The following is a 23,560-nucleotide window of genomic DNA, read 5'->3' on the forward strand; positions in this document are numbered from 1 at the left end:
TGCCCGGCGGCGGGCGCGGCCGGCCGGGGCTGCCCTCCGGCCCGGGCGCCCGGTGCCGCGAGTGCGAGTAGCACCGCGCACAGCACGGCGACGGCCGTACGGCGCTGTCCGTGCGTACGGGGTCGTCCGTACGAGAACACTGCTGCTCCCCCTGGTCCGACGGGTCCGATCCGGTCTCGGTCGGACGGGACCAGGGGGGTGCGGCGCTGGTCAGGCGCGCACTGGCAGCCGTTGGGCGGCCCGCCCCGCGTCGGTCCCCCGGTCGTCAACGGAGGTGATCTTCGCACGAACGCGCGAGACGGGCCAGGCGCTACTGCCGGTACCCGCCGAGGAACCTGCCGATCCGGCCGATCGCCGCCTCCAGATCGTCCGCGTGCGGCAGGGTCAGGATGCGGAAGTGGTCGGGGGAGGGCCAGTTGAAGCCGGTGCCCTGGACCACCTGGATCTTCTCGCGCAGCAGCAGGTCGAGGACGAACCTCTCGTCGTCGTGGATCGGGTGCACCTTGGGGTCGATGCGCGGGAACGCGTACAGCGCGCCCTTGGGTTTGACGCAGGACACGCCCGGGATCTCGTTGAGCTTCTCCCAGGCCACGTTCCGCTGCTCGTACAACCGCCCGCCCGGCACGGTGAGTTCGCCGATGGACTGGCGTCCGCCGAGCGCCGCCTGGATGGCGTACTGGGCGGGGGCGTTGGCGCACAGCCGCATGGAGGCCAGCATGGTCAGGCCCTCCAGGTAGTCCTTGGCGTGCTGCTTGGGCCCGGTGACCACCAGCCAGCCGGAGCGGAAGCCCGCCACCCGGTAGGTCTTGGACAGGCCGCAGAAGGTGAGGACGACGAGGTCGGGGGCGAGCGCGGCGGCCGAGTGGTGCACGGCGTCGTCGTAGAGGATCTGGTCGTAGATCTCGTCGGCGAACACCATCAGGCCGTGCCGGCGGGCGAGGTCGAGGATGCCCTCGACGACCTCCTTCGGGTACACCGCGCCGGTCGGGTTGTTCGGGTTGATGATGACCACGGCCTTGGTGCGGTCGGTGATCTTCGACGCCATGTCGGCCAGGTCCGGGTTCCACTCGGCCTGTTCGTCGCACAGGTAGTGCACGGCCTTGCCGCCGGCCAGTGTGGTGACGGCCGTCCAGAGGGGGAAGTCCGGGGCGGGGATGAGGACTTCGTCGCCGTCCTCGATCAGTGCCTGGACGGCCATGGAGACCAGTTCCGAGACGCCGTTGCCCAGGTAGACGTCGTCCACGTCCACTTCGAGGCCCAGGGTCTGGTAGCGCTGCGCGACCGCGCGGCGGGCGGAGAGGATGCCGCGGGAGTCCGTGTAGCCGTGGGCCCGCGGCAGCATCCGGATCATGTCCTGGAGGATCTCCTCCGGCGCCTCGAAGCCGAAGGCCGCGGGATTGCCGGTGTTCAGGCGCAGCACGCTGTGCCCCGCCTCCTCCAGCGCGTTGGCGTGCTCGATCACCGGGCCGCGGATCTCGTAGCACACCTCGCTGAGCTTGTTGGACTGCCGGAACTCCATGCGCCCCTCCGGAAACTCGTGTTGCTTGGTTTTACCAAGTAGGAGCTTGGAAAGTCCAACAACGCGTCTAGACTGCGTCGCATGTCGCCTCGCCGAAGCTACGACCAGTACTGCTCCGCAGCCCGCGCCCTCGACCTCGTCGGCGACCGCTGGACCCTGCTGATCGTCCGCGAACTGCTCGCCGGCCCGCGCCGCTACACGGACCTGCACGCGGACCTGCCCGGCGTGAGCACGGACGTACTCGCCTCCCGGCTGAAGGACATGGAACGGGACGGCCTCACCACCCGGCGGCGGCTGCCCCCGCCGGGCGCGGCGTACGTGTACGAACTCACCGATCGGGGACGCCTGTTGCTGCCCGTGCTGCAAGCGCTGGGCACGTGGGGCGAGGAGGAACTGGGGGAGCGCAGGCCCACGGACGCGGTCCGCGCGCACTGGTTCGCGCTGCCGCTGCTGCGGGCGCTGGAGGGCGAGGGCGTCGTGGAAGTCCGCCTGGAGGAGGGGGACTTCCACCTCCACGTCGGGGCGGAGCGGGGGCCGGTGTACGGCGACGGGCCCGCGCCCGGTGAGGCGGACGCGCGGCTGGTGATGGACGCGGCGACCTGCGAGGCCATCGCCCGGGGGGAGACGCGGCTGCCGGACGCGGTACGGGACGGCCAGGTGACGGTGACCGGGGACGGCACGCTCGCCAAGGCACTGCGGGAGGCGTGAACGCCGGTGAACGAAAAGGCCCGCCGTCCCGGCGGGCCTTCGCGCTCCATCGGCTCACACGTTCGGCGGCACCCGAGACGGCCGCCCGGACCCGCGCGTCAGCACGTACCCGCCGATCCCGGCGAGCGCGGCCAGCACCGCGCCGATCCCGGTCCACACCCACCGGTCGGACCACCACCCGGACGACCAGCCGTCGTCCGAGCCGAAGCTGGACAGCACGGCACCCTTCGAACCGTCCTTGTCCTCAGCGGACTTGACGGCGATCCCGGGGACCAGCGGCTTGCCCAGCGAGCCGTCCACGGCCGCCGCGCCGCCGATGTCCTCGGAGTCGACGCGCACCTCGGCGCTCACCGGCTTACCGAGGTCGGCCGCGCCGAGGTCCACCACCGTCAGCCGGATGTAGTACGTGCCCGGCAGCGGGTCGTTCGCCCACGGCTCCGCCCAGCCGCGCACCGTGCGCAGCACGCAGGCCAGCTCGACCGAGGCGGCGCCCTGCGCGGCGGTGCGGGTCTGGGCGCCGTACTGGCAGGACTGGCGGCGCCGCAGTCCGTCGTACACGTCGAGCTGCCAGGTCTCGGAGCCGTGCGCGTCGGGAAGTGTCACCGTCGCCTTGACGGTGGGGCGCTGTCCGGTGTCCGCGGGGAACGACCAGTACAGGTAGTCGCCCGCGGAGCCGGTTGCGGTGGCCTGCTGCCCCTGGTCGATCTCGGTCGCCGTACGGAACGAGGTGCCCGCCCGGGTGGGCGCGTCGCCGTCGGCGGAGGCGCTCGGGGAGGGCGAGGAGTCCGCGGCGGCCGGTCCGGCGGCCAGCCCCAGCGCCAGCAGGGCGGCGCCCACCACACGTGTGATCCGCATCAGTTCGTCCTCCAGACGGCGACCCGCCAGCGTGACAGCCAGCCCCACAGCAGGCCGGCGACGAAGCCGATCAGCACCAGCGTGCCGAGCAGCCACCAGCCGCGGCCGAGACCGAACGCGGCCACGTCGTGGTGACCGGACGGGCCGTCCACGACGTCGACAGTCAGCTCCAGCGGCAGACCGGGGGTCGTCTTGACGCCGGACGCGGCCGAGAAGGAGCTGGTGACCTGGAGGCACACCGTTTCCGCGGGCGCCGCGTCGTCGTCGCTGTCCGGCCTCGGGTAGCGCAGACCGGTGGAGACGACGTCGGTACGGCCGGTGCCGGCGGCCTCGCCGCGGACGATCTCCCGGCCGTGCACGGTCACCGCCCGCAGCAGCACACCGTAGTTCGGCTGGACGGCCCGGTCGTCCGCCACGCTCACCGAGGCGCGCAGCTCCTGACCGGGCTCGACGTCCACCTTGTACCAGCGCTGCTGCCCGAACTCCGCGCGGTCGGTGTACAGGCCGGACTTCAGCGCCGGCGCCTTCTCGCACCGGTCCGCGCCCTCGGTGGCCACCGGTGTGACCACCGGGTCGGCCGCCCGGTCCACCAACTCGCCGACGCGGTCGCTCAGTTCCTCCTTGTGCCGCACGTCGGTGTAGGTGCCGCCGGTGGCGTCCGCGATGCAGCTGAGCTGGTCACGGGTCTTGGCGTCCGGCACCAGGCCGAGGGTGTCGATGGTCAGCCCGATGCCCTTGGCGGCTATCTCCCGCGCCACCTCGCACGGGTCGAGCGGCTGGCAGGTGTCCTCGCCGTCGCTGATCAGGACGATACGGCGGGTGCCGTCACCGCCGTTCAGGTCGTCCGCCGCCTTCAGCAGCGCGGGCCCGATCGGCGTCCAGCCGGTCGGCGCCAGCGTGGCCACGGCCGTCTTCGCGTCGGTGCGGTTCAGCGGGCCGACGGGGTAGAGCTGCTCGGTGTCCTTGCAGCCCTCCTTGCGGTCGTTGCCGCGGTAGTTGGCGCCGAGCGTACGGATGCCGAGCCGGACCTCCTCGGGGGTCGCGTCCAGCACCTCGTTGAACGCCTGCTTCGCCGCGGCCATCCGGGTGCCGCCGTCGATGTCACGGGTGCGCATGGAACCGCTGACGTCCAGCACCAGTTCGACCTTCGGAGCGGCCTGGTCCGTCTCATCGGCGACCGCGCCGGCGGGGAACGCGATCCCGGCCGTCAGGGCGGCGAGCAGAGCACAGACGCCCGCCGCCAGCCGTTGTCTTCTGATCATCGCCGGATCTTATTGATCAGACAGGTCCCGCTCCAAAACGAGCGGATCCGCTTCACCGCGCCTCGGCGTCGGACAGGTGGCGTACCACCGTTTCCACATGGTGCGACGTTCCCCAGGCCAGCCATTTCGTGGCGTTCCCCGGCCGGTTGGTGACGCCGTCCGACCGGCGTCGCAGCTGCAGGTCTCCCCAGGACGTCGCGGCACCGGTGACCGGCCAGTGGGGGGAGCGGACCACGTCCCGGCAGATGTCGAGGAAGGCGGTGTCGTCGTCCTTCTGCCGTGGGTACCGCCAGACGCGCCAGTCGTCGCCGGCGGTGTACCGCAGGTGCGGATGCGGCCGTCCGGGGACGCCCGACGGCGCCCCCTCGCGGTGGGGGTGGGTGATGCCGTAGTCGCCGAAGCCCACGTGTGCCTCGGGCCGCGGGAGGCACACCGTCCGCCACAGCGCCACCTCCCAGCGGGGCACCGCCCATGGCTGCGGCCCGCGCAGCCCGCGGACGCTCTCCGGGAACGAGCCAGCGGCCAGGGTGACACTGCGCCACGGCAGGTCCGTGAGCCAGGTGAGGGCGCGGTCCACGACGGCCAGCAGCGCGGAGACCGACCCGCCGTCGGGGACGTAACCGGCGTCCAGGACCAGGTCCGCCGCGCGGAACGGCACGCCGACGGTGTGGAGTTGACCGCTGAGAGCACGCTCCGTGGCGCGCCGGTCGAGACCCCGCGGGCCGATCGCCAGCCGGACCAGCACGCCGTGCAGATGACGGGCGGCCACCTGGGCCGCGGCCGACAGGACCGGCTTCGGCGCCCGCGGGTGCAGTACGGGGACGACGTACGGAGCCTCCGGTGCGGCGCACACCGCGGCCACGGTCAGCAGCGGGTCGGGTCCGGGGGCCGCGTCCCCCGGGCGGTGTGCCCGCAGGAAGCGGCGGAGCGGTTCGCAGTCGACGGCCACCGCCGTTCCCGGCTGCAGTCGCCCGTAGCGGAGGTTCGCGCAGAACGCAGAACGCGGAGAGGCCGTCCCGCTCGGCGGGCACCTCCAGGACGGGCAGTGTGGTCTTCAGTGCCGTGGCGGAGAGCCAGGAGAGGGCCTCGATCTCGCCCCGCTTGCCTCTGAGGATCGGCACATAGCTGACCACGCGGCCTCCGGCCAGTCCGTTCCCCGCGCACTGTGGTTGCCCTGATCAGAGGATGAGGTACGCAAAAGCGACTAGGGGAGGGCATATTCGGACGTAATGAGCGGCAGGCCGGTCATTCATGGAAAAGAGGACGATCCGGTGTGGTCTCAGTGCAGCGGGTTCGGCAAGGCGGCCCACAGGTCGCCCGGGGTCCGCGGAGACAGACGCATCAGCGTCAACGCCTTCGCCGGCAGCGGGCCTTCGCGCAGGGCCGCCAGATCGGGGGTGGGCGGGAGGCCGGGTACGGCGGCGGCCAGGGCCGTGCCCAGTGCGGGGCCCGAACCCGCCGTGCCCGCCAGTGCGCCCGCCACCAGGGAGCCGAACAGCTTGCGGCGCAGGGCGGTGTCGTCGTCGGTGATCAGGCGGCCGGTGAGGGCGGGCGGGGTGATGCCGTGCCGGGCCAGGCGGGCCGGGCTGATGCGGATGTCGGCCAGGTCGCGGTAGACCAGGCGCAGCGGGGTGCCGTCGGCCGACAGGACGACCAGCAGGTTCTGGCCGTGGGCCTCCAGGGCCACGCCGAGATCCAGCAGCCGCAGGCCCACCGTGAGCGCCAGCCGGGTGAACGCGGCCAGCCAGGCGGGGGAGCCGGGCAGGGACGTGGTGGCGAGGGCGGCCACCGGCAGGACCTGTTCCCCCGGGGCGGCGTACACCTCCGGAGACTCCCTGAGCAGTGCCGCCAGGTCGGGGGAGTGGGCCGTGACCGCCCCCAGCGTGCGGGTGATGTGCAGCAGGCCGTCCGTGCGCGCGGCCAGGTCCTCGGCGAACGCGGACAGCGGCGCCGCGGCCCGCACCGAGTACGCGGAGATGTCCCGCACCGACGACGTCAGCCGGGCGCTCAGCGCGGTCTTCACGTGCGGGCCGCCGGGCAGCGCCAGCGTGCGCAGGGACATCAGCGGGCGGGCGGGGCGCCAGGCGTCGTACGACCGGCCCAGGACATGTGCGGCCTGCCAGGGGTGGACCGGCACCAGGAGGCGGTCGCCGTCGCGGAGGCCGGCCGGCCAGTCACCGGACACCAGGCACCCGGCCGCCGGCACCGGCACCGTCCCCAGCTCCACCACCGGTCCGTGCTCGGGGGCGTACGCCAGCTGGTCCGCCACCGAGAACCCGGGGCGGGAACGGCAGCCGGGGTGGTACGGGTGGCCGTCGACCACCCGCTGCTCCCACTCCCAGTCCCTCGCCCCGCCGTCCACCGGCCACTCCTTCGGGTGACCGGCACCGGCCCGGGACAGTGCCAGCGAGGCCACGCTGTGCGCCAGCTCCGCGGCGAAGGCGGACGCGTGCGGCACCCCCAGCGCGGTCATCAGCCGCGCGGGATCGTCGTACCGCTCCCGGTCCAGCCGTACGGCGGTGACGTACGCGCTCGTGGCGTACGGATCCGCGTGCGGCCCGTGCAGGGTCCGCCCGTCCGCCAGGCGCAGGGCGAGGCCGTCCGCCCCGGACACCCGGCCGGTCAGCCAGGGCAGGGGTTCATGGACCAGCCCCCGCCACAGCCGGGTCAGCACGGCGGCGCGGGCGCCGGGCAGCTCCGCCGCGTACCGGGGCAGCAGCGCGGGCCGGACGGCGGCCAGCTCCTCGGCGATCTCGGCGTCGGCGGTCGGGGGACGGTGCACGGTCGGCTCCTCGGGTACACGGGCCACGCCACGATTGTCCGGGACGGCAGCCATACTGATCGTCACCGGCTCCCGCACGGCGCACCGGCGCGCCCCGGGGAAGACCGCGGGCCCCTGGACGAAGAACGAATGGATCGCGTGGACCTCACACCCCCCGACGGTGCCGTCGGCCGCCGCGCCGACGCGTACGCGACGGCACCCCTGCTCAACTGCCTGCTGCGGGAGGTCGCCGAACCGCTCCCGGACACCGGGGACGGCCGCGTCCACCGGCTGCCGGACGGCCGGCTGCTGCGGGTGCGCCCCGGTCGGCGCCCCGCCGACCCCGAGCTGTACACGGCCGGGGCCTGGCGCCGCATCGGCCACTCGGAGCTGGTCAAACTGGTCGCCGAGGAGCTGCGCCGGCACACCGGGCTGCCCGGCGGCGACCTGCCCGCCGAGATGATCGACAGCCGCGACGCGATCGCCGCCCTGCTCACCGCCCGCGCCCGGGCCACGGCGCCCGAGGACCCCTATCTGCGCTCCGAGCAGTCCCTGCTCACCGGCCACCCGCACCACCCGGCCCCCAAGGCGCGCGGCGGCGGCCCGGTCGCGTCCTGGCTGCCGTACGCCCCCGAGGCGCACGCCCATTTCCCGCTGACGCTGCTCGGCGTCCGCGAGGACCAGGTCGCCGAGGAGGGCGACACCCGGGCCCTGGACGCCCTCGGCACCGCCCCGCCCGGCTACCGGCTGCTGCCCGCCCACCCCTGGCAGCTCGACCTCGTCGCCCGCGACCTCGCGCCCGCCTTCGCCGACGGGCGGCTGCTGCGGCTGGGCACCACCCCCTTCGACACCTGGCCCACGGCCGCCGTCCGCACGGTGTACGCACGGCGCCGCGACCTGTTCCTGAAGTTCAGCCTGGACGTCCGCATCACCAACGACATCCGCCGCCTGTGGCGCCACGACCTGCGCAGACTGCGCCGCACCGACACCGCCGTCCGGTACGCCTTCGCGGCGATGGGGCCGCCCTCGGCCTGGCTCGGCGACCGCGGCTACCGCACCGCCGCGTTCGCCTTCGAGGAACTGGCCGTCCTGGTCCGCGACGGGCTGCGCGGCCATCTGCTGCCGGGCGCCACCCCCCTGCTCGCGGCGGGTCTCGCCGAGGGCTTCGAGGGCAGCCCCCTCGCCGCGGCCTGTGATCCGGCCGCCTGGTGGGAGGCGTACCTGCGGCAGGTGGTACCGCCCGCCCTGACCGCGTTCGACGACCACGGCGTGGTCCTGGAGGCCCACCTGCAGAACACACTGGTCGCCGTGGACGCGGACGGTACGCCGGTGCAGGCACTGTTCCGGGACGCGGAGGGCGCCAAGCTGCTGCCGGACGTGACCCGGGCCGCCGGCTGGGAGCGGCTGGTGTACTGCCTGGTCGTCAACCACCTCAGCGAGATCGCCGGCGCCCTCGCCGACCACCACCCCGGCCTCGACCCCTGGCCCGCCGCCCGCCGGGAACTCGCCCGCCACGACCTCCCCGAGATCCCCGCCCTGCTCGGCGCCCCGACGCTGCCCGGCAAGACCAACCTGCTGCTGCGCTGGACCGGCGCGGACGGCGCGGACGCCCGCTACCTGCCGCTGCCGAACCCGCTGGCCAACGCCTGACCTGCCGTAGTCTGGCCGGTGTGCTGCGCGACGTGACTGCCGTTCGATACGTGACCCCGCTCCGCTCCGGCGGCTCCGTGCCCGGAGTCGTGGAGGCCGACGACCTGGGCACCTACGTCGTGAAGTTCACCGGTTCCGCGCAGGGCCACAAGGCGCTGGTCGCCGAGATCGTCGTCGGTGAGCTCGCCCGCGCGCTCGGCCTGCGCTTCCCCGAGCTGGTCCTCGTGCACTTCGACCCGGCCATCGCCGCCGGGGAGGAACACCAGGAGGTGCGCGAGCTGCACAGCGCGAGCGCGGGCGTCAACCTCGGCATGGACTACCTGCCGGGCGCCCGGGACTTCACCCCGGAGATCGCCCGGACGTTCCCCGTGGACCCGCTGGAGGCCGGCCGGATCGTGTGGCTGGACGCGCTGACCGTGAACGTCGACCGCACGGTGCACAGCTCCAACCTGATGGTCTGGCCCACGCTCGGCACCGCGCCCGCGCGCCTGTGGCTGATCGACCACGGCGCCGCCCTCGTCTTCCACCACCGCTGGGACACCACGGCACCGGGCCGGCGGTACGACTTCCGGCACCACGCCCTCGGCCACTACGGGCCCGACGTGCGCGCCGCCGACGCCGAACTGGCGCCCCGGGTGACGGAGGAGCTGCTGCGCGGGATCGTCGCCGAGGTGCCGGACGCCTGGCTCGCCGAGGACGCCGGGTTCGCCACGCCCGACGACGTCCGGGACGCCTACGTCGGCTACCTCCTGGACCGGGTCCGGCTCTCCCCGCAGTGGCTGCCCACCGACTTCCCGAGCCGCGAGGAGCTGGCGGCGGAGGAGGCCGCCCGTGCGGCGAGGACCCAGGCGGGCCGCCCGGACTGGCTGAAGCGGGTCCCCGACCTGCACGGCAAGCCGGCCGCGGAACAGGACTGGTCGGTGCACCTCGGATGACCCGCCGAGCGGCGCCGGGGCACTGCCCGGGCCGCTCGGACGGGCGGGGCGTCAGCCGCGCAGCTGCTGGTACGCGGGCAGGGTGAGGAAGTCGGCGTAGTCCTCGTCCAGGGCCACCCGCAGCAGCAGGTCGTGCGCCTCCTGCCAGTGCCCGGCGGCGAAGGCCTCCTCGCCGGTCTCCTCGCGGATGGCGGCCAGTTCCTCGGCGGCGACCTTGCGGGCCAGCTCCGGGGTGGCCTTCTCGCCGTTCTCGAACTCGACGCCGGCGTTGATCCACTGCCAGATCTGCGAGCGGGAGATCTCGGCGGTGGCCGCGTCCTCCATCAGGTTGAAGATGGCGACCGCGCCGAGCCCGCGCAGCCAGGCCTCGATGTACCGGATGCCGACCTGGACGGCGTTGACCAGTCCGGCGTACGTCGGCTTCGCGTCGAGCGAGTCGATCGCGATCAGGTCGGCCGCCTCGACGTGGACGTCCTCGCGGAGGCGGTCCTTCTGGTTCGGCTTGTCGCCGAGGACCTTGTCGAAGGACTCCATGGCGATCGGCACCAGGTCGGGGTGGGCGACCCAGGAGCCGTCGAAACCGTCGTTCGCCTCGCGGTCCTTGTCGGCGCGGACCTTCTCGAAGGCGACCTTGTTGACCTCGGGGTCCTTGCGGGACGGGATGAAGGCCGCCATGCCGCCGATGGCGTGCGCGCCGCGCTTGTGGCAGGTGCGGACGAGGAGTTCGGTGTAGGCCCGCATGAACGGGGCGGTCATGGTGACCGCGTTGCGGTCCGGGAGGACGAACTTCGGCCCGCCGTCGCGGAAGTTCTTCACGATGGAGAACAGGTAGTCCCAGCGGCCGGCGTTCAGCCCGGAGGCGTGGTCGCGCAGTTCGTAGAGGATCTCCTCCATCTCGTACGCGGCCGTGATGGTCTCGATCAGGACGGTGGCGCGGACGGTGCCCTGCGGGATGCCGACGTAGTCCTGCGCGAAGACGAACACGTCGTTCCACAGGCGCGCTTCGAGGTGCGACTCGGTCTTCGGCAGGTAGAAGTACGGGCCCTTGCCGAGGTCGAGCAGGCGCTGGGCGTTGTGGAAGAAGTACAGCCCGAAGTCGACGAGGGCGCCGGGGACGGCACGGCCGCCGGTGTCGGCCAGGTGCCGCTCGTCCAGGTGCCAGCCGCGCGGGCGCATGACGACGGTCGCCAGCTCCTCGTTCGGCCGCAGGGCGTACGACTTGCCGCTGCGCTCGTCGGTGAAGTCGATGTTCCGGGTGTAGGCGTCGATCAGGTTGAGCTGGCCGAGGACGACGTTCTCCCAGGTGGGGGCGGAGGCGTCCTCGAAGTCGGCGAGCCAGACCCGCGCGCCCGAGTTGAGCGCGTTGATGGTCATCTTGCGGTCGGTGGGGCCGGTGATCTCGACGCGCCGGTCGTTCAGCGCGGCCGGGGCCGGGGCGACCTTCCAGGAGTCGTCCGCGCGGATCGCGGCCGTCTCCGGCAGGAAGTCGAGCGTGGAGGTGCGGGCGATCTCGGCGCGGCGCTCGGCACGGCGGGCGAGGAGTTCGTCACGGCGCGGGGTGAACCGCCGGTGCAGCTCCGCCACGAAGGCGAGCGCCGCGTCCGTGAGGACCTCCTCCTGCCGGGGCAGGGGCTCGGCGTCGACGATGGCCAGCGGGGACGGCGCTGGTGCGGACATGAGCTGTCACTTCCTTCAGCGGTGGCACCGGGTGCCAAGTGGCACGAACAGGGCGGTCAGCGCCCGCTGTGCGGACAGGCGCTTCTGATCAGTGGATAGTAGTTTCCTCATCGTGGAAGTTCAATGGTTTGTTGATGTCGAGATTCTCCGGGTCGAGGCAAGGTGGCGCCCCGTGCCACCCCGATCACCGGAGGCGGCTCAGGTCGGCCTCCGTGTCGATGTCGTACGGCTCGGCGACGTCCGCGCACTCCACGAGCCGGATCTCCCCCTCGTGCGCCTTCAGATAGGCCCGCGCACCGCGGTCCCCGGTGGCCGTCTCCGCGATGCCCGACCAGTGCGCCGCGCCGAACAGCACCGGATGCCCGCGTACCCCCGCGTAGGCGGCCGAGACCAGCGATGTCTCGTCCCTGTGGGCGCCGAGCACCCGGGCTGCCGCCGCCGGTCCGATGCCCGGCTGGTCGACCAGGCTCACCAGGGCCGCGCCGGCGCCCGTACCGGCCAGGGAGGCCAGCCCCGCGCGCAGCGAGGAGCCCATGCCCGCCGCCCAGTCCGGGTTCTCCACCAGCACACAGCCGTCGAGCCGGGCGCGGGCCCGCACCTCGTCCGCCGCGGCGCCCAGCACCACGTGGATCCGCTCGCACCCGGCCGCGCGCAGCACCCCGACCGCGTGCTCGACCAGGGGCCGGCCCCGGTACGACAGCAGTGCCTTGGGGCGCCCGCCGAGCCGTCTGCCGCCGCCGGCGGCGAGCAGCAGGCCCGCGACATCCCGCTGGAGATCCTGGTTGTCCGTCATGGGTCCTGCATACCCGACGGCGGCGGAACCGGACGGTTTTCCGGCGCCGGTTCCGTGGGGCTGAATTTCGGTCCGCGCTGTGGCGCTCCCGCACGGGGTGGCGTTTACTGGCCCGCGCACGACCGCGTGTCTGGGGGGAGAGCTGTGTTGCGGAGCTTGGGGCAGAGGCCAGTGACCGGCAGCGACGAGGACCCGAGGGTGGCGGAACTGCGGACCGCGGTGTCCCGGTTGCGTCGCGAACTCGCCGCGCTGCCCGCGGACTTCCCCGACCGGGCGATAGCCGAGGACGAACTCGCGGCGCTGGCCGCGATGGCCGCCGGCGGCCTGCCGGAGATCCCGCGCCTGCGCAGCTCCCTGTTACTGATCGCCGGCGCGATCGGCTCGATGAGCGCCCTGGCCCGCGGGCTGTCCCAGGTACGCGACGCGGTGGACCTGTTCGGCGAGCCGCCTCGCGGGTAGGCCCTGCCGTTCGGATCAGGCCGGCCGCGAGGAACGGTGCCAGGGAGCCGAGCGTGCCGGGTCCCGCGAGGCGGGGTGCTCCGAGGCAGTGCCTGGGCCCCCTCGTCGCCCCGGCGGCCCGATGCCGACGGCATGTCGCGGCAGGCCCGGTCCTCGGTGCGCGACGCGGTGGACCTGTTCGGCGAGCCGCCTCGCGGGTAGGCCCTGCTGTTCGGATCAGGCCGGCCGCGAGGAACGGTGCCAGGGAGCCGAGCGTGCCGGGTCCGGCGAGGCGGGGGTGCTCCGAGGCAGTGCCTGGGCCCCCTCGTCGCCCCGGCGGCCCGATGCCGACGGCATGTCGCGGCAGACCCGGTCCTCGGTGCGCGACGCGGTGGATTTGTTCGGCGAGTCGCCTCGGGTAGCCATCCGCTACGGCCCCTCGTCGCCCCGGCGGCCCGATGCCGACGGCATGTCGCGGCAGGCCCGGTCCTCGGTGCGCGACGCGGTGGGCCTGTTCGGCGAGTCGCCTCGGGTAGCCATCCGCTACGGCCGCTCGTCGCCCCGGCAGCCCGATGCCGACGGCATGTCGCGGCAGACCCGGTCCTCGTGGGACTGCGCGGCGGCCCCGCCGAAGGCGACGAGGCACACCAGGGCGGCCACGACGGTCTGAGTGGCCACCGTGACGAAGGCCCCGGCCCGCGCCGCGATCAGGCCCGCCACGAGGGCGAGGACGCCGACTCCGCCGGCCGCGGCGAGGTAGGTCCACAGCGGGTCGGTCGTGGCGGTCTCGGCCGGGTCGAAGGTCCACCCGGACAACGCCCAGAGCCCGAAGATCACGGCCAGGGCGGCCAGTTCCAGGAACACCAGCCCGCACCCGGCTGCGACATCGGCGCCCCGGTCGGCACGGCGGTGCGGTCCGGGGCCGGTGGTGGCGTCGAAGGCCGGCGGGGCGACGGGGAGGTCCATGCCGCCACCCTGCCCGCGGGGCCGAGGGGGCACATGAGTACGCATACTCAGCCGCGGGTGAGCCGGGGTGCGCGAGCGGTGCTCCGGTGCCCGGTGCGCGTCGTGCGGTGCGGTCCTCGGGGCGGCGGCTCAGGGCTCGTCGCGGGCCCGGCGTGGAGACGGCCTCCTCGCCGCCGTGGCGCTCGACGTACCGGCCCGGCCGGCGCCGTACCCGTCAGCCCTGGTTCTGGCTGACCAGCGCCGCCGACAGTTCACCCGCGATCTGCTGGAGCACCGGCACGATCTTCTCCGTGGCCGCCTCCGTGACCCGTCCCGCCGGGCCGGAGATGGAGATGGCGGCCGCCGTGGGGGAGTCCGGCACGGACACCGCGAGGCACCGCACCCCGATCTCCTGCTCGTTGTCGTCCACCGCGTAGCCCAGCCGCCGCACGTCCTCCAGCGCCGCCAGGAAGCCCTCCGGCGTGGTGATCGTCTTCTCCGTGGCGGCCGGCATGCCCGTGCGGGCCAGCAGCGCGCGGACCTCGTCGTCCGGCACGCCGGCCAGCAGCGCCTTGCCCACGCCGGTCGAGTGCGGCAGCACCCGCCGGCCGACCTCGGTGAACATCCGCATCGAGTGCTTCGACGGCACCTGGGCCACGTACACGATCTCGTCCCCGTCGAGCAGCGCCATGTTCGCCGTCTCGCCGGTCTCCTCCACCAGCCGGGCCAGGTACGGCCGCGCCCAGGTGCCGAGCAGCCGGGAGGCGGACTCGCCGAGGCGGATCAGCCGGGGTCCGAGGGCGTAGCGCCGGTTGGCCTGCTGGCGGACGTAGCCGCAGGCGACCAGCGTGCGCATCAGCCGGTGGATGGTCGGCAGCGGCAGCCCGCTCGCCGCGGACAGCTCGCTCAGACCCACCTCGCCGCCCGCGTCCGCCATCCGCTCGAGCAGGTCGAAGGCGCGCTCCAGGGACTGCACCCCGCCGGCGGCGGAGGGCTTGGCGGAGTCGGTGGTGCTGGCGCTGGACGTCGGCACGGCGCGTTCCTTTCGGGACTGGCGGGGAGAGCAGAAGCCTACCCGGCAGTCGGTTGACTCCCTGCTTGTACGTAGCTACGTTCTGCTTGCTGGAATTCTAATTCCGCTTTGTGGAAACGTCCACAGCTGTTACTGCTTTCCGCGCTGCCCAGAAGTGTGCCTCTTGACGGCGGGGGAGCGGGAGTGAAGACTCCTTCAACAGAACGTTGAAGTCCGTTACGTGGGTGTAAATCCCGTTTCCCGGACGTAAAACGGCGGTAGAGAGAGGGGTTCGGGTGTCCGACGCTGAACTGGTGCTGCGCTCCACGCGCGTGATCACCCCGGAAGGGACACGGGCCGCCACCGTCACCGTGTCCGCCGGGACGATCACGGCCGTCCTGCCGTACGACGCCGAGGTCCCGGCCGCCGCCCGGCTGGAGGACCTCGGCGACCACGTCCTGCTGCCCGGCCTGGTCGACACCCACGTGCACGTCAACGACCCCGGCCGCACCGAGTGGGAGGGCTTCTGGACCGCCACCCGCGCGGCGGCGGCCGGAGGCATCACCACCCTGATCGACATGCCGCTCAACTCCCTGCCGCCCACCACCACGGTCGAGCACCTGCGGATCAAGCAGGACGTCGCCCGGGACAAGGCACACGTCGACGTCGGCTTCTGGGGCGGCGCCCTCCCCGACAACGTCAAGGACCTGCGCCCGCTGCACGACGCCGGCGTCTTCGGCTTCAAGGCCTTCCTGTCCCCGTCCGGCGTGGACGAGTTCCCGCACCTCGACCAGGACCAGCTCGCCCGCTCCCTGGCCGAGATCGCCGGGTTCGACGGGCTGCTCATCGTGCACGCCGAGGACCCGCACCACCTGGCCGCGGCCCCGCAGCAGGGCGGCCCGAAGTACGCCGACTTCCTCGCCTCCCGCCCGCGCGACGCCGAGGACACCGCCATCGCCCACCTCGTCGCACAGGCCAGGCGCCTCGACGCGCGCGTGCACGTACTGCACCTGTCCTCCGGCGACGCCCTGCCGCTCATCCGCGCCGCCCGCGCCGAGGGCGTCCGCGTCACCGTCGAGACCTGCCCGCACTACCTCACCCTGACCGCCGAGGAAGTCCCCGACGGCGCCAGCGAGTTCAAGTGCTGCCCGCCCATCCGCGAGGCCGCCAACCAGGACCTGCTCTGGGAGGCGCTCGCCGACGGCACCATCGACTGCGTGGTCACCGACCACTCGCCCTCCACCGCCGATCTGAAGACCGACGACTTCGCCACCGCGTGGGGCGGGATCTCCGGCCTCCAGCTCAGCCTGTCCGCCGTGTGGACCGCGGCACGCGCGCGCGGGTACGGCCTGGAGGACGTCGTGCGCTGGATGTCCGCGAAGACCGCCGCCCTGGCCGGTCTCGGCGCGCGCAAGGGCGCCATCGCCCCGGGCCACGACGCCGACTTCGCCGTCCTGGCCCCCGACGAGACCTTCACCGTCGACCCGGCCGGCCTCCAGCACCGCAACCGGGTCACCGCCTACGCGGGCAAGACCCTGCACGGCGTCGTGAAGTCCACCTGGCTGCGCGGCGAGCGCATCGTCGCCGACGGCGCGTTCACCGCGCCGAAGGGCACCCTGCTCGCCCGCCCCCAGTGAGCCCCCCCCGCACCCGCACCCTGCCGACTCCAGAAAGGACCCCCTGATCACCGTGACGGCGATTACGAGCTTCACCGGCGACGCGAACCCCTACGGAGGCGGCGACCCGTACGCGGACTACCGCACCGCCGACTTCCCCTTCACCCGGTACGCCAACCTCGCCGACCGACGGCTCGGCGCCGGTGTCATCGCCGCCAACGACGAGTTCTTCGCCGAGCGGGAGAACCTGCTGGTGGCGGAGCGGGCCGAGTTCGACCCCGAGCACTTCGGGCACAAGGGGAAGATCATGGACGGCTGGGAGACCCGCCGCCGGCGCGGCGCCTCCGCCGAGCACCCGTGGCCGACCGCCGAGGACCACGACTGGGCGCTGGTCCGCCTCGGCGCGCCCGGGGTGATCCGCGGGATCGTCGTCGACACCGCCCACTTCCGCGGCAACTACCCGCAGGCCGTCTCGGTCGAGGCCACGTCCGTAACCGGCTCGCCGTCCCCGGAGGAACTGCTGGGCGACGACGTGAAGTGGACGACGATCGTCCCGCGCACCGCCGTCGGCGGCCACGCGGCGAACGGCTTCGAGGTCACCGCCGAGCAGCGCTTCACGCACCTGCGCGTCAACCAGCACCCCGACGGCGGCATCGCCCGCCTGCGCGTCCACGGCGAGGTCGTCCCGGACCCCGGGTGGCTGGCGGCCCTCGGCACCTTCGACGTGGTCGCCCTGGAGAACGGCGGCCGGGTCGAGGACGCCTCCGACCTCTTCTACTCCCCGGCCACCAACACCATCCAGCCGGGCCGCTCCCGCAAGATGGACGACGGCTGGGAGACCCGCCGCCGCCGCGACCAGGGCAACGACTGGATCCGCTACCGGCTCGTCGCCCGGTCCCGGATCCGCGCCGTCGAGATCGACACGGCCTGCCTGAAGGGCAACAGCGCCGGCTGGGCCTCGGTGTCCGTGCGGGACGGGGAGGACGGCGAGTGGCGGGAGATCCTGCCCCGCACCCGCCTCCAGCCCGACACCGACCACCGCTTCGTCCTGCCCGAGCCGGCGGTCGGCACCCACGCGCGGATCGACATATTCCCCGACGGCGGCATCTCCCGCCTGCGCCTGTTCGGCTCGCTGACCGAGCAGGGCGCCGCCGCCCTCGCCGCCCGGCACCAGGAGCTGGGCGGCTGACCCACCCCTGACACGCGCGGGCGCCCCGGCACGGACGGCACCGGGGCGCCCCGCGAGTCACCCGCACGGACCTGTTTCCGGACGACCGGAACTCACGGGTCCGTCTCCCGCGTTCTCCCCGCGTGACACTTCAGCAAGAGATCGTCGGCAACGCCATGCAGATGGCGGTCGTCAACCTGCATCCCGGCCAGACCGTGTACTGCGAGGCCGGGAAGTTCCTGTTCAAGACGACGAACGTGACCATGGAGACACGCCTGTCCGGCCCGTCGAACGGCGGTGGCCAGCAGGGCGGCGCCGGGGGCGGCGGCATGGGCGGCCTGCTCCGCCAGGCCATGGGCACCGCCATGCAGGTCGGCCAGCGCATGCTCGCCGGTGAGTCGCTGGCCTTCCAGTACTTCACCGCCCAGGGCGGCGAGGGCACGGTCGGCTTCGCCGGTGTGCTCCCCGGCGAGATGCGTGCCCTGGAGCTGGACGGCACGCGCGCGTGGTTCGCCGAGAAGGACGCCTTCGTGGCCGCGGAGTCCACCGTCGACTTCGGCATCGCCTTCGCCGGCGGACGCACCGGCATGAGCGGCGGCGAGGGCTTCGTCCTGGAGAAGTTCACCGGGCACGGCACGGTGATCATCGCGGGCGCGGGCAACTTCATCGACCTGAACCCGGCGGACTTCGGCGGCCGCATCGAGGTCGACACCGGCTGCGTGGTCGCCTTCGAGGAGGGCATCCAGTACGGCGTCCAGCGCGTCGGCGGTCTCAACCGCCAAGGCCTGATGAACGCGGTGTTCGGCGGCGAGGGACTGTCCCTGGCCACCCTGGAGGGCAACGGCCGGGTGATCCTGCAGTCCCTCACCATCGAGGGCCTCGCCAACGCCCTGAAGAAGGCCCAGGGCGGCGACAAGCAGGGCCCGACGGGCGGACTGTTCTCCACGCACGCCGGCTGAGCCGACGCGTCACGACCTCCCCGAGGAGGGGCCGGTCCCAGCCGGCCCGACCCGGGCGACGAGGCTCTGGCCGAAAGACCTGGCCCCGACCGAAAGACCTGGCCGAAGATCGCCGGCGTCGGTACGGTGAGCGCGACCCGTGCGAGCCGCCGATGTCTCCGCACCCGATCCGGAGACCGGGAGAGCCGCACCCATGTCCTCGCTCGCCGTGCCCGCCGCGCTCGCGCCCCGCCGGGCCTGGCACACCGACCTGCCCGTGCTGCTCGTCGCGGTCTGCTGGGGTGCCAGCTACCTCGCGGCGAAGGAGATCACCACCGCCCGGACGGTGCTGGCCGTCCTGGCGCTGCGGTTCGCCCTCGCGCTGCCCGCCCTGGCCGTCGCCGGCCGCCGGTCCCTGCGCGCGCTCACCGGCGCCCAGTGGCGCGGCGCGGCCCTGCTCGGACTGATCCTCGCCGGGATCTTCCTGCTGGAGACGTACGGGGTGGTGCACACCTCGGCGACCAACGCCGGCCTGATCATCAGCCTGACCATGATCTTCACCCCGCTCGCCGAGGCCGCCGTCACCCGCACCCGGCCCACGCCGTCCTTCCTCGGCGCGGCGGCCGTCTCCGTACTCGGCGTCGTCCTGCTCACCCAGGGCGCCGGATTCACCCGGCCCTCCCTCGGCGACCTGCTGATGCTGCTGGCCGCGTGCGCCCGCACCGTGCACGTGCTGGCCATGTCCCGGATCGGGGCCGTGCAGGGCGCCGGCGCGCTGCCGCTGACGACGGTCCAGCTCGGCACGGCCGTCGCCGTCTTCGCCCTGCTGTCCGCCACCGGCGGGGGACCGGCGCCGTGGACGGCCGCGACGGGGTTCGGCGCGCGGGAGTGGGCGGGTCTGCTGTTCCTGTCGGCCCTGTGCACGGTGTTCGCCTTCTTCGTGCAGATGTGGGCCGTCCGCCGCACCTCGCCCTCCCGGGTCAGCCTGCTGCTCGGCACCGAGCCGCTGTGGGCCGCCGGCGCCGGCATCGCGCTGGGCGGCGACCGGCTCGGCGCACTCGGCCTGGCGGGCGGCGCGCTGGTGCTGCTGGGGACGGCGTGGGGGCGCCGGGCGGCGGCCTGACACGAGCGCGGGCCGGCCGAGGGACGGCCGTGGCGGGAAGGCTGATCGAAACGTTTGAGTTTCGCTGAGGAATTGCCTACCTTTGCAGTACGAAACCGTTTCGGACCGATGGTGGACGGGGACCCGTCGTCCGCCGGCGCTGACGCACAACCGAGCAATCCGAGCACCATCAGGGAGTCCCATCGTGGAAGCCATCCCGGTCGCCCCCGTCCAGGCCGGGCCGTCCGGCCAGACCCACGCCCCGCCGAAGCACCGCTGGTGGGCACTGGCCGTGATCGGCCTGGCCCAGCTCATGGTCGTGCTCGACGCCACGATCGTGAACATCGCCCTGCCCTCCGCCCAGCAGGACCTGGGCTTCGACGACAACGGCCGGCAGTGGATCGTCACCGCCTACTCCCTGGCCTTCGGCAGCCTGCTGCTGCTCGGCGGCCGGCTCGCCGACCTCTTCGGCCGCAAGACGACCTTCATCATCGGCATCGCAGGCTTCGCCGCCGCCTCCGCGGTCGGCGGTGCGGCGGGCGGCTTCACCATGCTGGTCGTCGCGCGTGCCGTGCAGGGGCTGTTCGGCGCCCTGCTGGCGCCGGCGGCGCTCTCCCTGCTGACCACGACGTTCACCGAACCCAAGGAACGCGCCAAGGCGTTCGGCATATTCGGCGCCATCGCCGGCTCCGGCGCCGCCGTCGGCCTGGTCCTCGGCGGCCTGCTCACCGAGTACCTCGACTGGCGCTGGACGCTGTACGTCAACGACGTCATCGCGATTCCCGCGCTGATCGGCGCGGCCGTCCTCATCGGCCGTTCCGTCCCGGCCGAGCGGCCCAAGCTGGACATCCTCGGCGCCGTCCTGGTCTCCGGCGGCCTGTTCGGTGTCGTCTACGGCTTCGCCAACGCCGAGACGCACGACTGGGACAACTGGATGACCTGGGGCTTCCTCGCCGCGGGTGGTCTGCTGCTGGTCGCGTTCTTCCTCTGGCAGAGCCGTGCGAAGCACCCCGTCCTGCCCCTGCGCGTCCTGGCCGACCGCGACCGCGCCGCCGCGCTCGCGACCGTGCTCATCTCCTCCGCCGGGATGTTCGGCGTCTTCCTCTTCCTCACCTACTACCTCCAGGCGACGCTGGGCTACTCGCCGGTGAAGAACGGCGTGGCCTTCCTGCCGATGGTCGGCGCGCTGATGGTGATGGCGCAGCTGTCCACCAACTGGCTGGTACCGAGGATCGGGCCCAAGACCGTCGTGCCCGTCGGCATGCTGCTGGCCGTGGGCGGCATGGTCTGGCTGACCCGCCTCGACCTGCACAGCAGCTACGCGCCGCACGTGCTGCCGCCGCTGCTGCTGCTGGGCGCGGGCCTCGGGATGTCGATGCCCGCGGCCATGAGCTACGCCACCCTGGGGGTGCGGGCGAGCGACCAGGGCGTGGCCTCGGCGGCGGTCAACACCACCCAGCAGGTGGGCGGTTCGATCAGTACGGCGCTGCTGAACACCCTGGCCGCCGGCGCGGCCACCGACTACGCGCGGCACCACCTGACCGACCCCCTGGTCAAGGCGAACGCGGCGCTGCACAGCTACACCGTCGCCTACTGGTGGTCGGCCGGCTTCTTCGCCTTCGCCGTGCTCGTCACCGCGCTGCTGTTCCGCGCCCGGAGGAGGGCGGCCCTGCCCGTGGAGGACGCCGGGGAGCGGGACCGGGCCGGAGCCGCTCCTGCCGCCGAGGCCGTATCCGGCACCGAGGACGTACCCGGAGCCGAGTCCGCCGGGCGGACCGCCACCGCCGCCCCCGCGGCCGCCGAGGCCGGTGTGGACGGTACGGCCGGTGCGGCGGGCATCCGTGGACAGGTGCGGGACGCTGCGGGCGTACCCGTACCCCGGACCGCGATCACCGTGCTGGACACGGCCGGTCACCAGCTGGCCCGCACCACCTCCCGGGAGGACGGCCGGTACGCGGTGGACCTTCCCGGGAGCGGCAGCCTGGTCCTCATCGGCTCGGCCTCCGGATACCGGCCGCAGGTCGCCACGCTGACCCTGGACGGTACCCCCGTCTCGCACGACCTCGTGCTCGTGCCCAGCCCGGCCGGCGTGGCCGGCACGGTGCGCGGCGGGAACGGGGAGGTGCTTCCCGGCGCCCTGGTGGTGGCCACCGACCGGCACGGTGACGTGACGGCCTCCACCACCACCGGTACCGCCGGCGGCTACCGCATCGGCGATCTGCTGCCCGGGGACTACACGCTCAGTGTCAGCGCGCCCGGCCACCGCCCGGCCGCCGTGCCGGTCACCGTCTCCGCCGAGACCACCCGCTGCGACATCCGGCTGACCACCGCGGCGACCCTGTCGGGGACGGTGCACACCCAGGACGGACGGCCGCTGGAGGACGCCCGGGTGACCCTGGTCGACACCGCAGGGAACGTCGTCGGGACGCGCACCACGAGCGTCGACGGCAGCTACTCCTTCACCGACCTCACCAGTGACCAGTACACCGTGATCGCCGCCGGCTACGCGCCGGTGGCCACGCAGGTCACCGTGGACGGCGGCCCGGCCGGAGTCGACATCCTCCTCAGCCACAAGGAGGCGTAGTCCCGGCGCGTCAGCAGCCGATGGGCAGGACGCCTTCCCGGTTCTGGAAGACGGTGCCAGGGCAGGTCGGAGTAGCAGATGCTGCCGACCGCGGCGGCCGCCGGGACGGCGGTGACGGTGCCGCCGACGAGGAGGGCGGACAGGACGGCGGCCCCGGCGCCGAAAGGCCGTGCCCGCGCCGGCGGGCCGCACCGAAAGTCCACGGCGACGCGACTTCGGTCGACGATCCCGGTCATTCGGTCGCGATCCCGGGCGCGGGACGGTGACGGGGCCCGGTCCGTGCGTAGATTGGTCGACCGTGACCGAAGACGAACAGGCGCGGGCGCCCAGGGAGTTCACCGGCCGCCGGTGGCTGCTCCCCTCCGCGCTCGTCCACGAGCTGGACCCGGGTGCCGGGACCCCCGGCCGACGGCCGCGGCGCACCGCGCGCGACTGGGTCGTCGACATCTCCTGCTTCCTCCTGGCCGTCGTCCTCGGCCTGGCGTCCGCCCGGAGCCTGTCCGAGGAACGCGGCCTGCCGCACTCCCTCGCCGTCCTCGACCAGACGCTGGGCGTCCTCTCCTGCGGCGCGGTCTGGCTGCGCCGCCGGTGGCCCGTCGGGCTCGCCGTCGTCATGGTCCCGGTCGGCCTGCTGTCCAACAGCTCGGGCGGCGCCGCGATGGTCGCCCTCTTCACGCTCGCCGTCCACCGGCCCTTCCGGTACGTCGCCTGGATCGGCGGCGTCGACCTCGCGCTCATCCCGCTGTTCTACTGGGTGCGGCCCGACCCCCAGCTGCCCTACGCCGGCGTCGTCGCGTTCACCGCGCTGCTCACCGTGTCCATCATCGGCTGGGGCATGTTCGTCCGCTCCAAACGCATGCTGATGCTCAGCCTCAGGGACCGGGCGCACCGGGCGGAGACCGAGGCCCGGCTCCGCGCCGAGCAGGCGCAGCGGCTGGCCCGCGAGGCCATCGCCCGCGAGATGCACGACGTGCTCGCGCACCGGCTGACCCTGCTGAGCGTGCACGCGGGCGCCCTGGAGTTCCGGCCGGACGCGCCCCGCGAGGAGACCGCGCGGGCCGCCGGGGTGATCCGGGAGAGCGCCCACGAGGCCTTGCAGGACCTGCGGGAGATCATCGGCGTCCTGCGGGCCGGCGAGACCGAGGAGCCGTCCGGCGGACGCCCCCAGCCGACGCTGGCCGGACTGGACGCCCTCGTCGCCGAGTGCCGCGAGGCCGGCATGAAGGTCACCCTCGACCACGGCGTCGCCGACCCGGACGCCGTGCCCGCCTCCGTCGGCCGCACCGCCTACCGCATCGCCCAGGAGGCCCTGACCAACGCCCGCAAGCACGCCCCCGGCACCGAGGTCACGGTCCGCCTCACCGGCACACCGGGCGACGGCCTGACGATCACGGTCGCCAACCCCGCCCCGCCCGCCGAGGTCCCGCCCGTCCCCGGCTCCGGACAGGGCCTGATCGGCCTGAGGGAACGGGCCACACTGGCGGGCGGACACCTGGAACACGGCACGGGTCCCGACGGTGGCTTCGCGGTGCGGGGGTGGCTGCCTTGGCCATGCGGCTGAGGGGCGCGGCGCCGCACCCCGGGGCGCTCACGACGT

The 23,560-nt window shown here is 73.6% G+C and carries 19 protein-coding genes; 10 read left to right on the top strand and 9 right to left on the bottom strand.

The window, feature by feature from the left end; translation table 11 throughout:
* Window positions 1-310: 310 nt before the first annotated feature.
* Entirely contained in the window at window positions 311-1,519 is a 1,209-nt protein-coding gene (locus ABZV94_RS26010) for a pyridoxal phosphate-dependent aminotransferase (RefSeq protein ID WP_356344236.1), read from the bottom strand.
* 81 nt (window positions 1,520-1,600) lie between these two features.
* On the opposite strand from ABZV94_RS26010, the gene ABZV94_RS26015 reads away from it, so the two are divergent.
* The gene (locus ABZV94_RS26015) at window positions 1,601-2,227 is read left to right on the top strand and encodes a winged helix-turn-helix transcriptional regulator (RefSeq protein WP_356344238.1); all 627 of its coding nucleotides are present in this window, start codon (window positions 1,601-1,603) and stop codon (window positions 2,225-2,227) included.
* 54 nt (window positions 2,228-2,281) lie between these two features.
* On the opposite strand, the gene ABZV94_RS26020 is transcribed toward ABZV94_RS26015, so the two are convergent.
* From ABZV94_RS26020 to ABZV94_RS26035, 4 genes are all read right to left on the bottom strand, one after another.
* The gene (locus ABZV94_RS26020; RefSeq protein ID WP_356344240.1) at window positions 2,282-3,082 is read right to left on the bottom strand and encodes a hypothetical protein; all 801 of its coding nucleotides are present in this window, start codon (window positions 3,080-3,082) and stop codon (window positions 2,282-2,284) included.
* Window positions 3,082-4,344 carry a VWA domain-containing protein gene (locus ABZV94_RS26025; protein ID WP_356344242.1) on the bottom strand — a complete coding sequence of 421 codons (1,263 nt, stop codon included), beginning with the start codon at window positions 4,342-4,344 and terminating at the stop codon, window positions 3,082-3,084. Before ABZV94_RS26025 ends, ABZV94_RS26020 begins: the two co-directional genes overlap by 1 nt.
* Window positions 4,345-4,396: 52 nt before the next feature.
* Window positions 4,397-5,293, bottom strand: coding sequence for a hypothetical protein (locus tag ABZV94_RS26030; RefSeq protein WP_356344244.1), 897 nt, complete (start codon window positions 5,291-5,293; stop codon window positions 4,397-4,399).
* 330 nt (window positions 5,294-5,623) lie between these two features.
* Window positions 5,624-7,126 (bottom strand): IucA/IucC family protein, encoded by a 1,503-nt coding sequence (locus tag ABZV94_RS26035; protein WP_356344285.1) that lies wholly within the window; start codon window positions 7,124-7,126, stop codon window positions 5,624-5,626.
* 129 nt (window positions 7,127-7,255) lie between these two features.
* Here ABZV94_RS26035 and ABZV94_RS26040 point away from each other — a divergent pair, with 129 nt between their 5' ends.
* Together ABZV94_RS26040 and ABZV94_RS26045 are read left to right on the top strand one after the other, a co-directional pair.
* The gene (locus tag ABZV94_RS26040) at window positions 7,256-8,755 is read left to right on the top strand and encodes an IucA/IucC family protein (RefSeq protein ID WP_356344245.1); all 1,500 of its coding nucleotides are present in this window, start codon (window positions 7,256-7,258) and stop codon (window positions 8,753-8,755) included.
* A gap of 20 nt (window positions 8,756-8,775) precedes the next feature.
* Window positions 8,776-9,690: a HipA family kinase gene (locus ABZV94_RS26045; protein WP_356344247.1), complete on the top strand. Its 915-nt coding sequence runs from the start codon at window positions 8,776-8,778 to the stop codon at window positions 9,688-9,690.
* A gap of 51 nt (window positions 9,691-9,741) precedes the next feature.
* Here ABZV94_RS26045 and aceB read toward each other — a convergent pair whose 3' ends face one another.
* Together aceB and ABZV94_RS26055 are read right to left on the bottom strand one after the other, a co-directional pair.
* Window positions 9,742-11,367: a malate synthase A gene (gene aceB, locus ABZV94_RS26050; protein WP_356344249.1), complete on the bottom strand. Its 1,626-nt coding sequence runs from the start codon at window positions 11,365-11,367 to the stop codon at window positions 9,742-9,744.
* 184 nt (window positions 11,368-11,551) lie between these two features.
* Window positions 11,552-12,160 carry a nucleotidyltransferase family protein gene (locus ABZV94_RS26055; protein WP_356344251.1) on the bottom strand — a complete coding sequence of 203 codons (609 nt, stop codon included), beginning with the start codon at window positions 12,158-12,160 and terminating at the stop codon, window positions 11,552-11,554.
* 144 nt (window positions 12,161-12,304) lie between these two features.
* Here ABZV94_RS26055 and ABZV94_RS26060 point away from each other — a divergent pair, with 144 nt between their 5' ends.
* A complete protein-coding gene (locus ABZV94_RS26060; protein ID WP_356344253.1) occupies window positions 12,305-12,619 on the top strand; it encodes a DUF5955 family protein in 315 nt (104 codons plus the stop codon).
* 522 nt (window positions 12,620-13,141) lie between these two features.
* Here ABZV94_RS26060 and ABZV94_RS26065 read toward each other — a convergent pair.
* Complete coding sequence (locus tag ABZV94_RS26065) at window positions 13,142-13,564, bottom strand: DUF6234 family protein (protein WP_356344255.1); 423 nt, start codon at window positions 13,562-13,564, stop codon at window positions 13,142-13,144.
* A 214-nt stretch (window positions 13,565-13,778) separates the two neighbouring features.
* A complete protein-coding gene (locus tag ABZV94_RS26070) occupies window positions 13,779-14,576 on the bottom strand; it encodes an IclR family transcriptional regulator (protein WP_356344257.1) in 798 nt (265 codons plus the stop codon).
* 275 nt (window positions 14,577-14,851) lie between these two features.
* Between ABZV94_RS26070 and allB the strand changes: the two genes are divergently transcribed.
* The 6 genes from allB to ABZV94_RS26100 all read left to right on the top strand — a co-directional run bounded on the left by allB (window position 14,852) and on the right by ABZV94_RS26100 (window position 23,524).
* Window positions 14,852-16,192: an allantoinase AllB gene (gene allB, locus ABZV94_RS26075; protein WP_356344259.1), complete on the top strand. Its 1,341-nt coding sequence runs from the start codon at window positions 14,852-14,854 to the stop codon at window positions 16,190-16,192.
* 52 nt (window positions 16,193-16,244) lie between these two features.
* A complete protein-coding gene (gene alc / locus ABZV94_RS26080) occupies window positions 16,245-17,360 on the top strand; it encodes an allantoicase (protein WP_356344261.1) in 1,116 nt (371 codons plus the stop codon).
* Window positions 17,361-17,482: 122 nt separating this feature from the next.
* On the top strand, window positions 17,483-18,298 hold the full coding sequence (locus ABZV94_RS26085; RefSeq protein WP_356344263.1) for an AIM24 family protein: 816 nt from the start codon (window positions 17,483-17,485) through the stop codon (window positions 18,296-18,298).
* A gap of 193 nt (window positions 18,299-18,491) precedes the next feature.
* Complete coding sequence (locus tag ABZV94_RS26090; RefSeq protein WP_356344265.1) at window positions 18,492-19,400, top strand: DMT family transporter; 909 nt, start codon at window positions 18,492-18,494, stop codon at window positions 19,398-19,400.
* A 193-nt stretch (window positions 19,401-19,593) separates the two neighbouring features.
* Window positions 19,594-21,963: an MFS transporter gene (locus ABZV94_RS26095; protein ID WP_356344288.1), complete on the top strand. Its 2,370-nt coding sequence runs from the start codon at window positions 19,594-19,596 to the stop codon at window positions 21,961-21,963.
* 298 nt (window positions 21,964-22,261) lie between these two features.
* Window positions 22,262-23,524 (top strand): histidine kinase, encoded by a 1,263-nt coding sequence (locus ABZV94_RS26100; protein WP_356344267.1) that lies wholly within the window; start codon window positions 22,262-22,264, stop codon window positions 23,522-23,524.
* Window positions 23,525-23,560: the final 36 nt, after the last annotated feature.

Source organism: Streptomyces sp. NPDC004658 (assembly GCF_040609555.1).
Lineage (GTDB): Bacteria > Actinomycetota > Actinomycetes > Streptomycetales > Streptomycetaceae > Streptomyces.

Excerpts from the sequence above, each read along its gene's own strand:
- ABZV94_RS26010 (WP_356344236.1), bottom strand. The coding sequence starts at position 1,519 with ATGGAGTTCCGGCAGTCCAACAAGCTCAGCGAGGTGTGCTACGAGATC.
- ABZV94_RS26015 (WP_356344238.1), top strand. The coding sequence starts at position 1,601 with ATGTCGCCTCGCCGAAGCTACGACCAGTACTGCTCCGCAGCCCGCGCC.
- ABZV94_RS26020 (WP_356344240.1), bottom strand. The coding sequence starts at position 3,082 with ATGCGGATCACACGTGTGGTGGGCGCCGCCCTGCTGGCGCTGGGGCTG.
- ABZV94_RS26025 (WP_356344242.1), bottom strand. The coding sequence starts at position 4,344 with ATGATCAGAAGACAACGGCTGGCGGCGGGCGTCTGTGCTCTGCTCGCC.
- ABZV94_RS26040 (WP_356344245.1), top strand. The coding sequence starts at position 7,256 with ATGGATCGCGTGGACCTCACACCCCCCGACGGTGCCGTCGGCCGCCGC.
- aceB (WP_356344249.1), bottom strand. The coding sequence starts at position 11,367 with ATGTCCGCACCAGCGCCGTCCCCGCTGGCCATCGTCGACGCCGAGCCC.
- ABZV94_RS26055 (WP_356344251.1), bottom strand. The coding sequence starts at position 12,160 with ATGACGGACAACCAGGATCTCCAGCGGGATGTCGCGGGCCTGCTGCTC.
- ABZV94_RS26065 (WP_356344255.1), bottom strand. The coding sequence starts at position 13,564 with ATGGACCTCCCCGTCGCCCCGCCGGCCTTCGACGCCACCACCGGCCCC.
- ABZV94_RS26090 (WP_356344265.1), top strand. The coding sequence starts at position 18,492 with ATGTCCTCGCTCGCCGTGCCCGCCGCGCTCGCGCCCCGCCGGGCCTGG.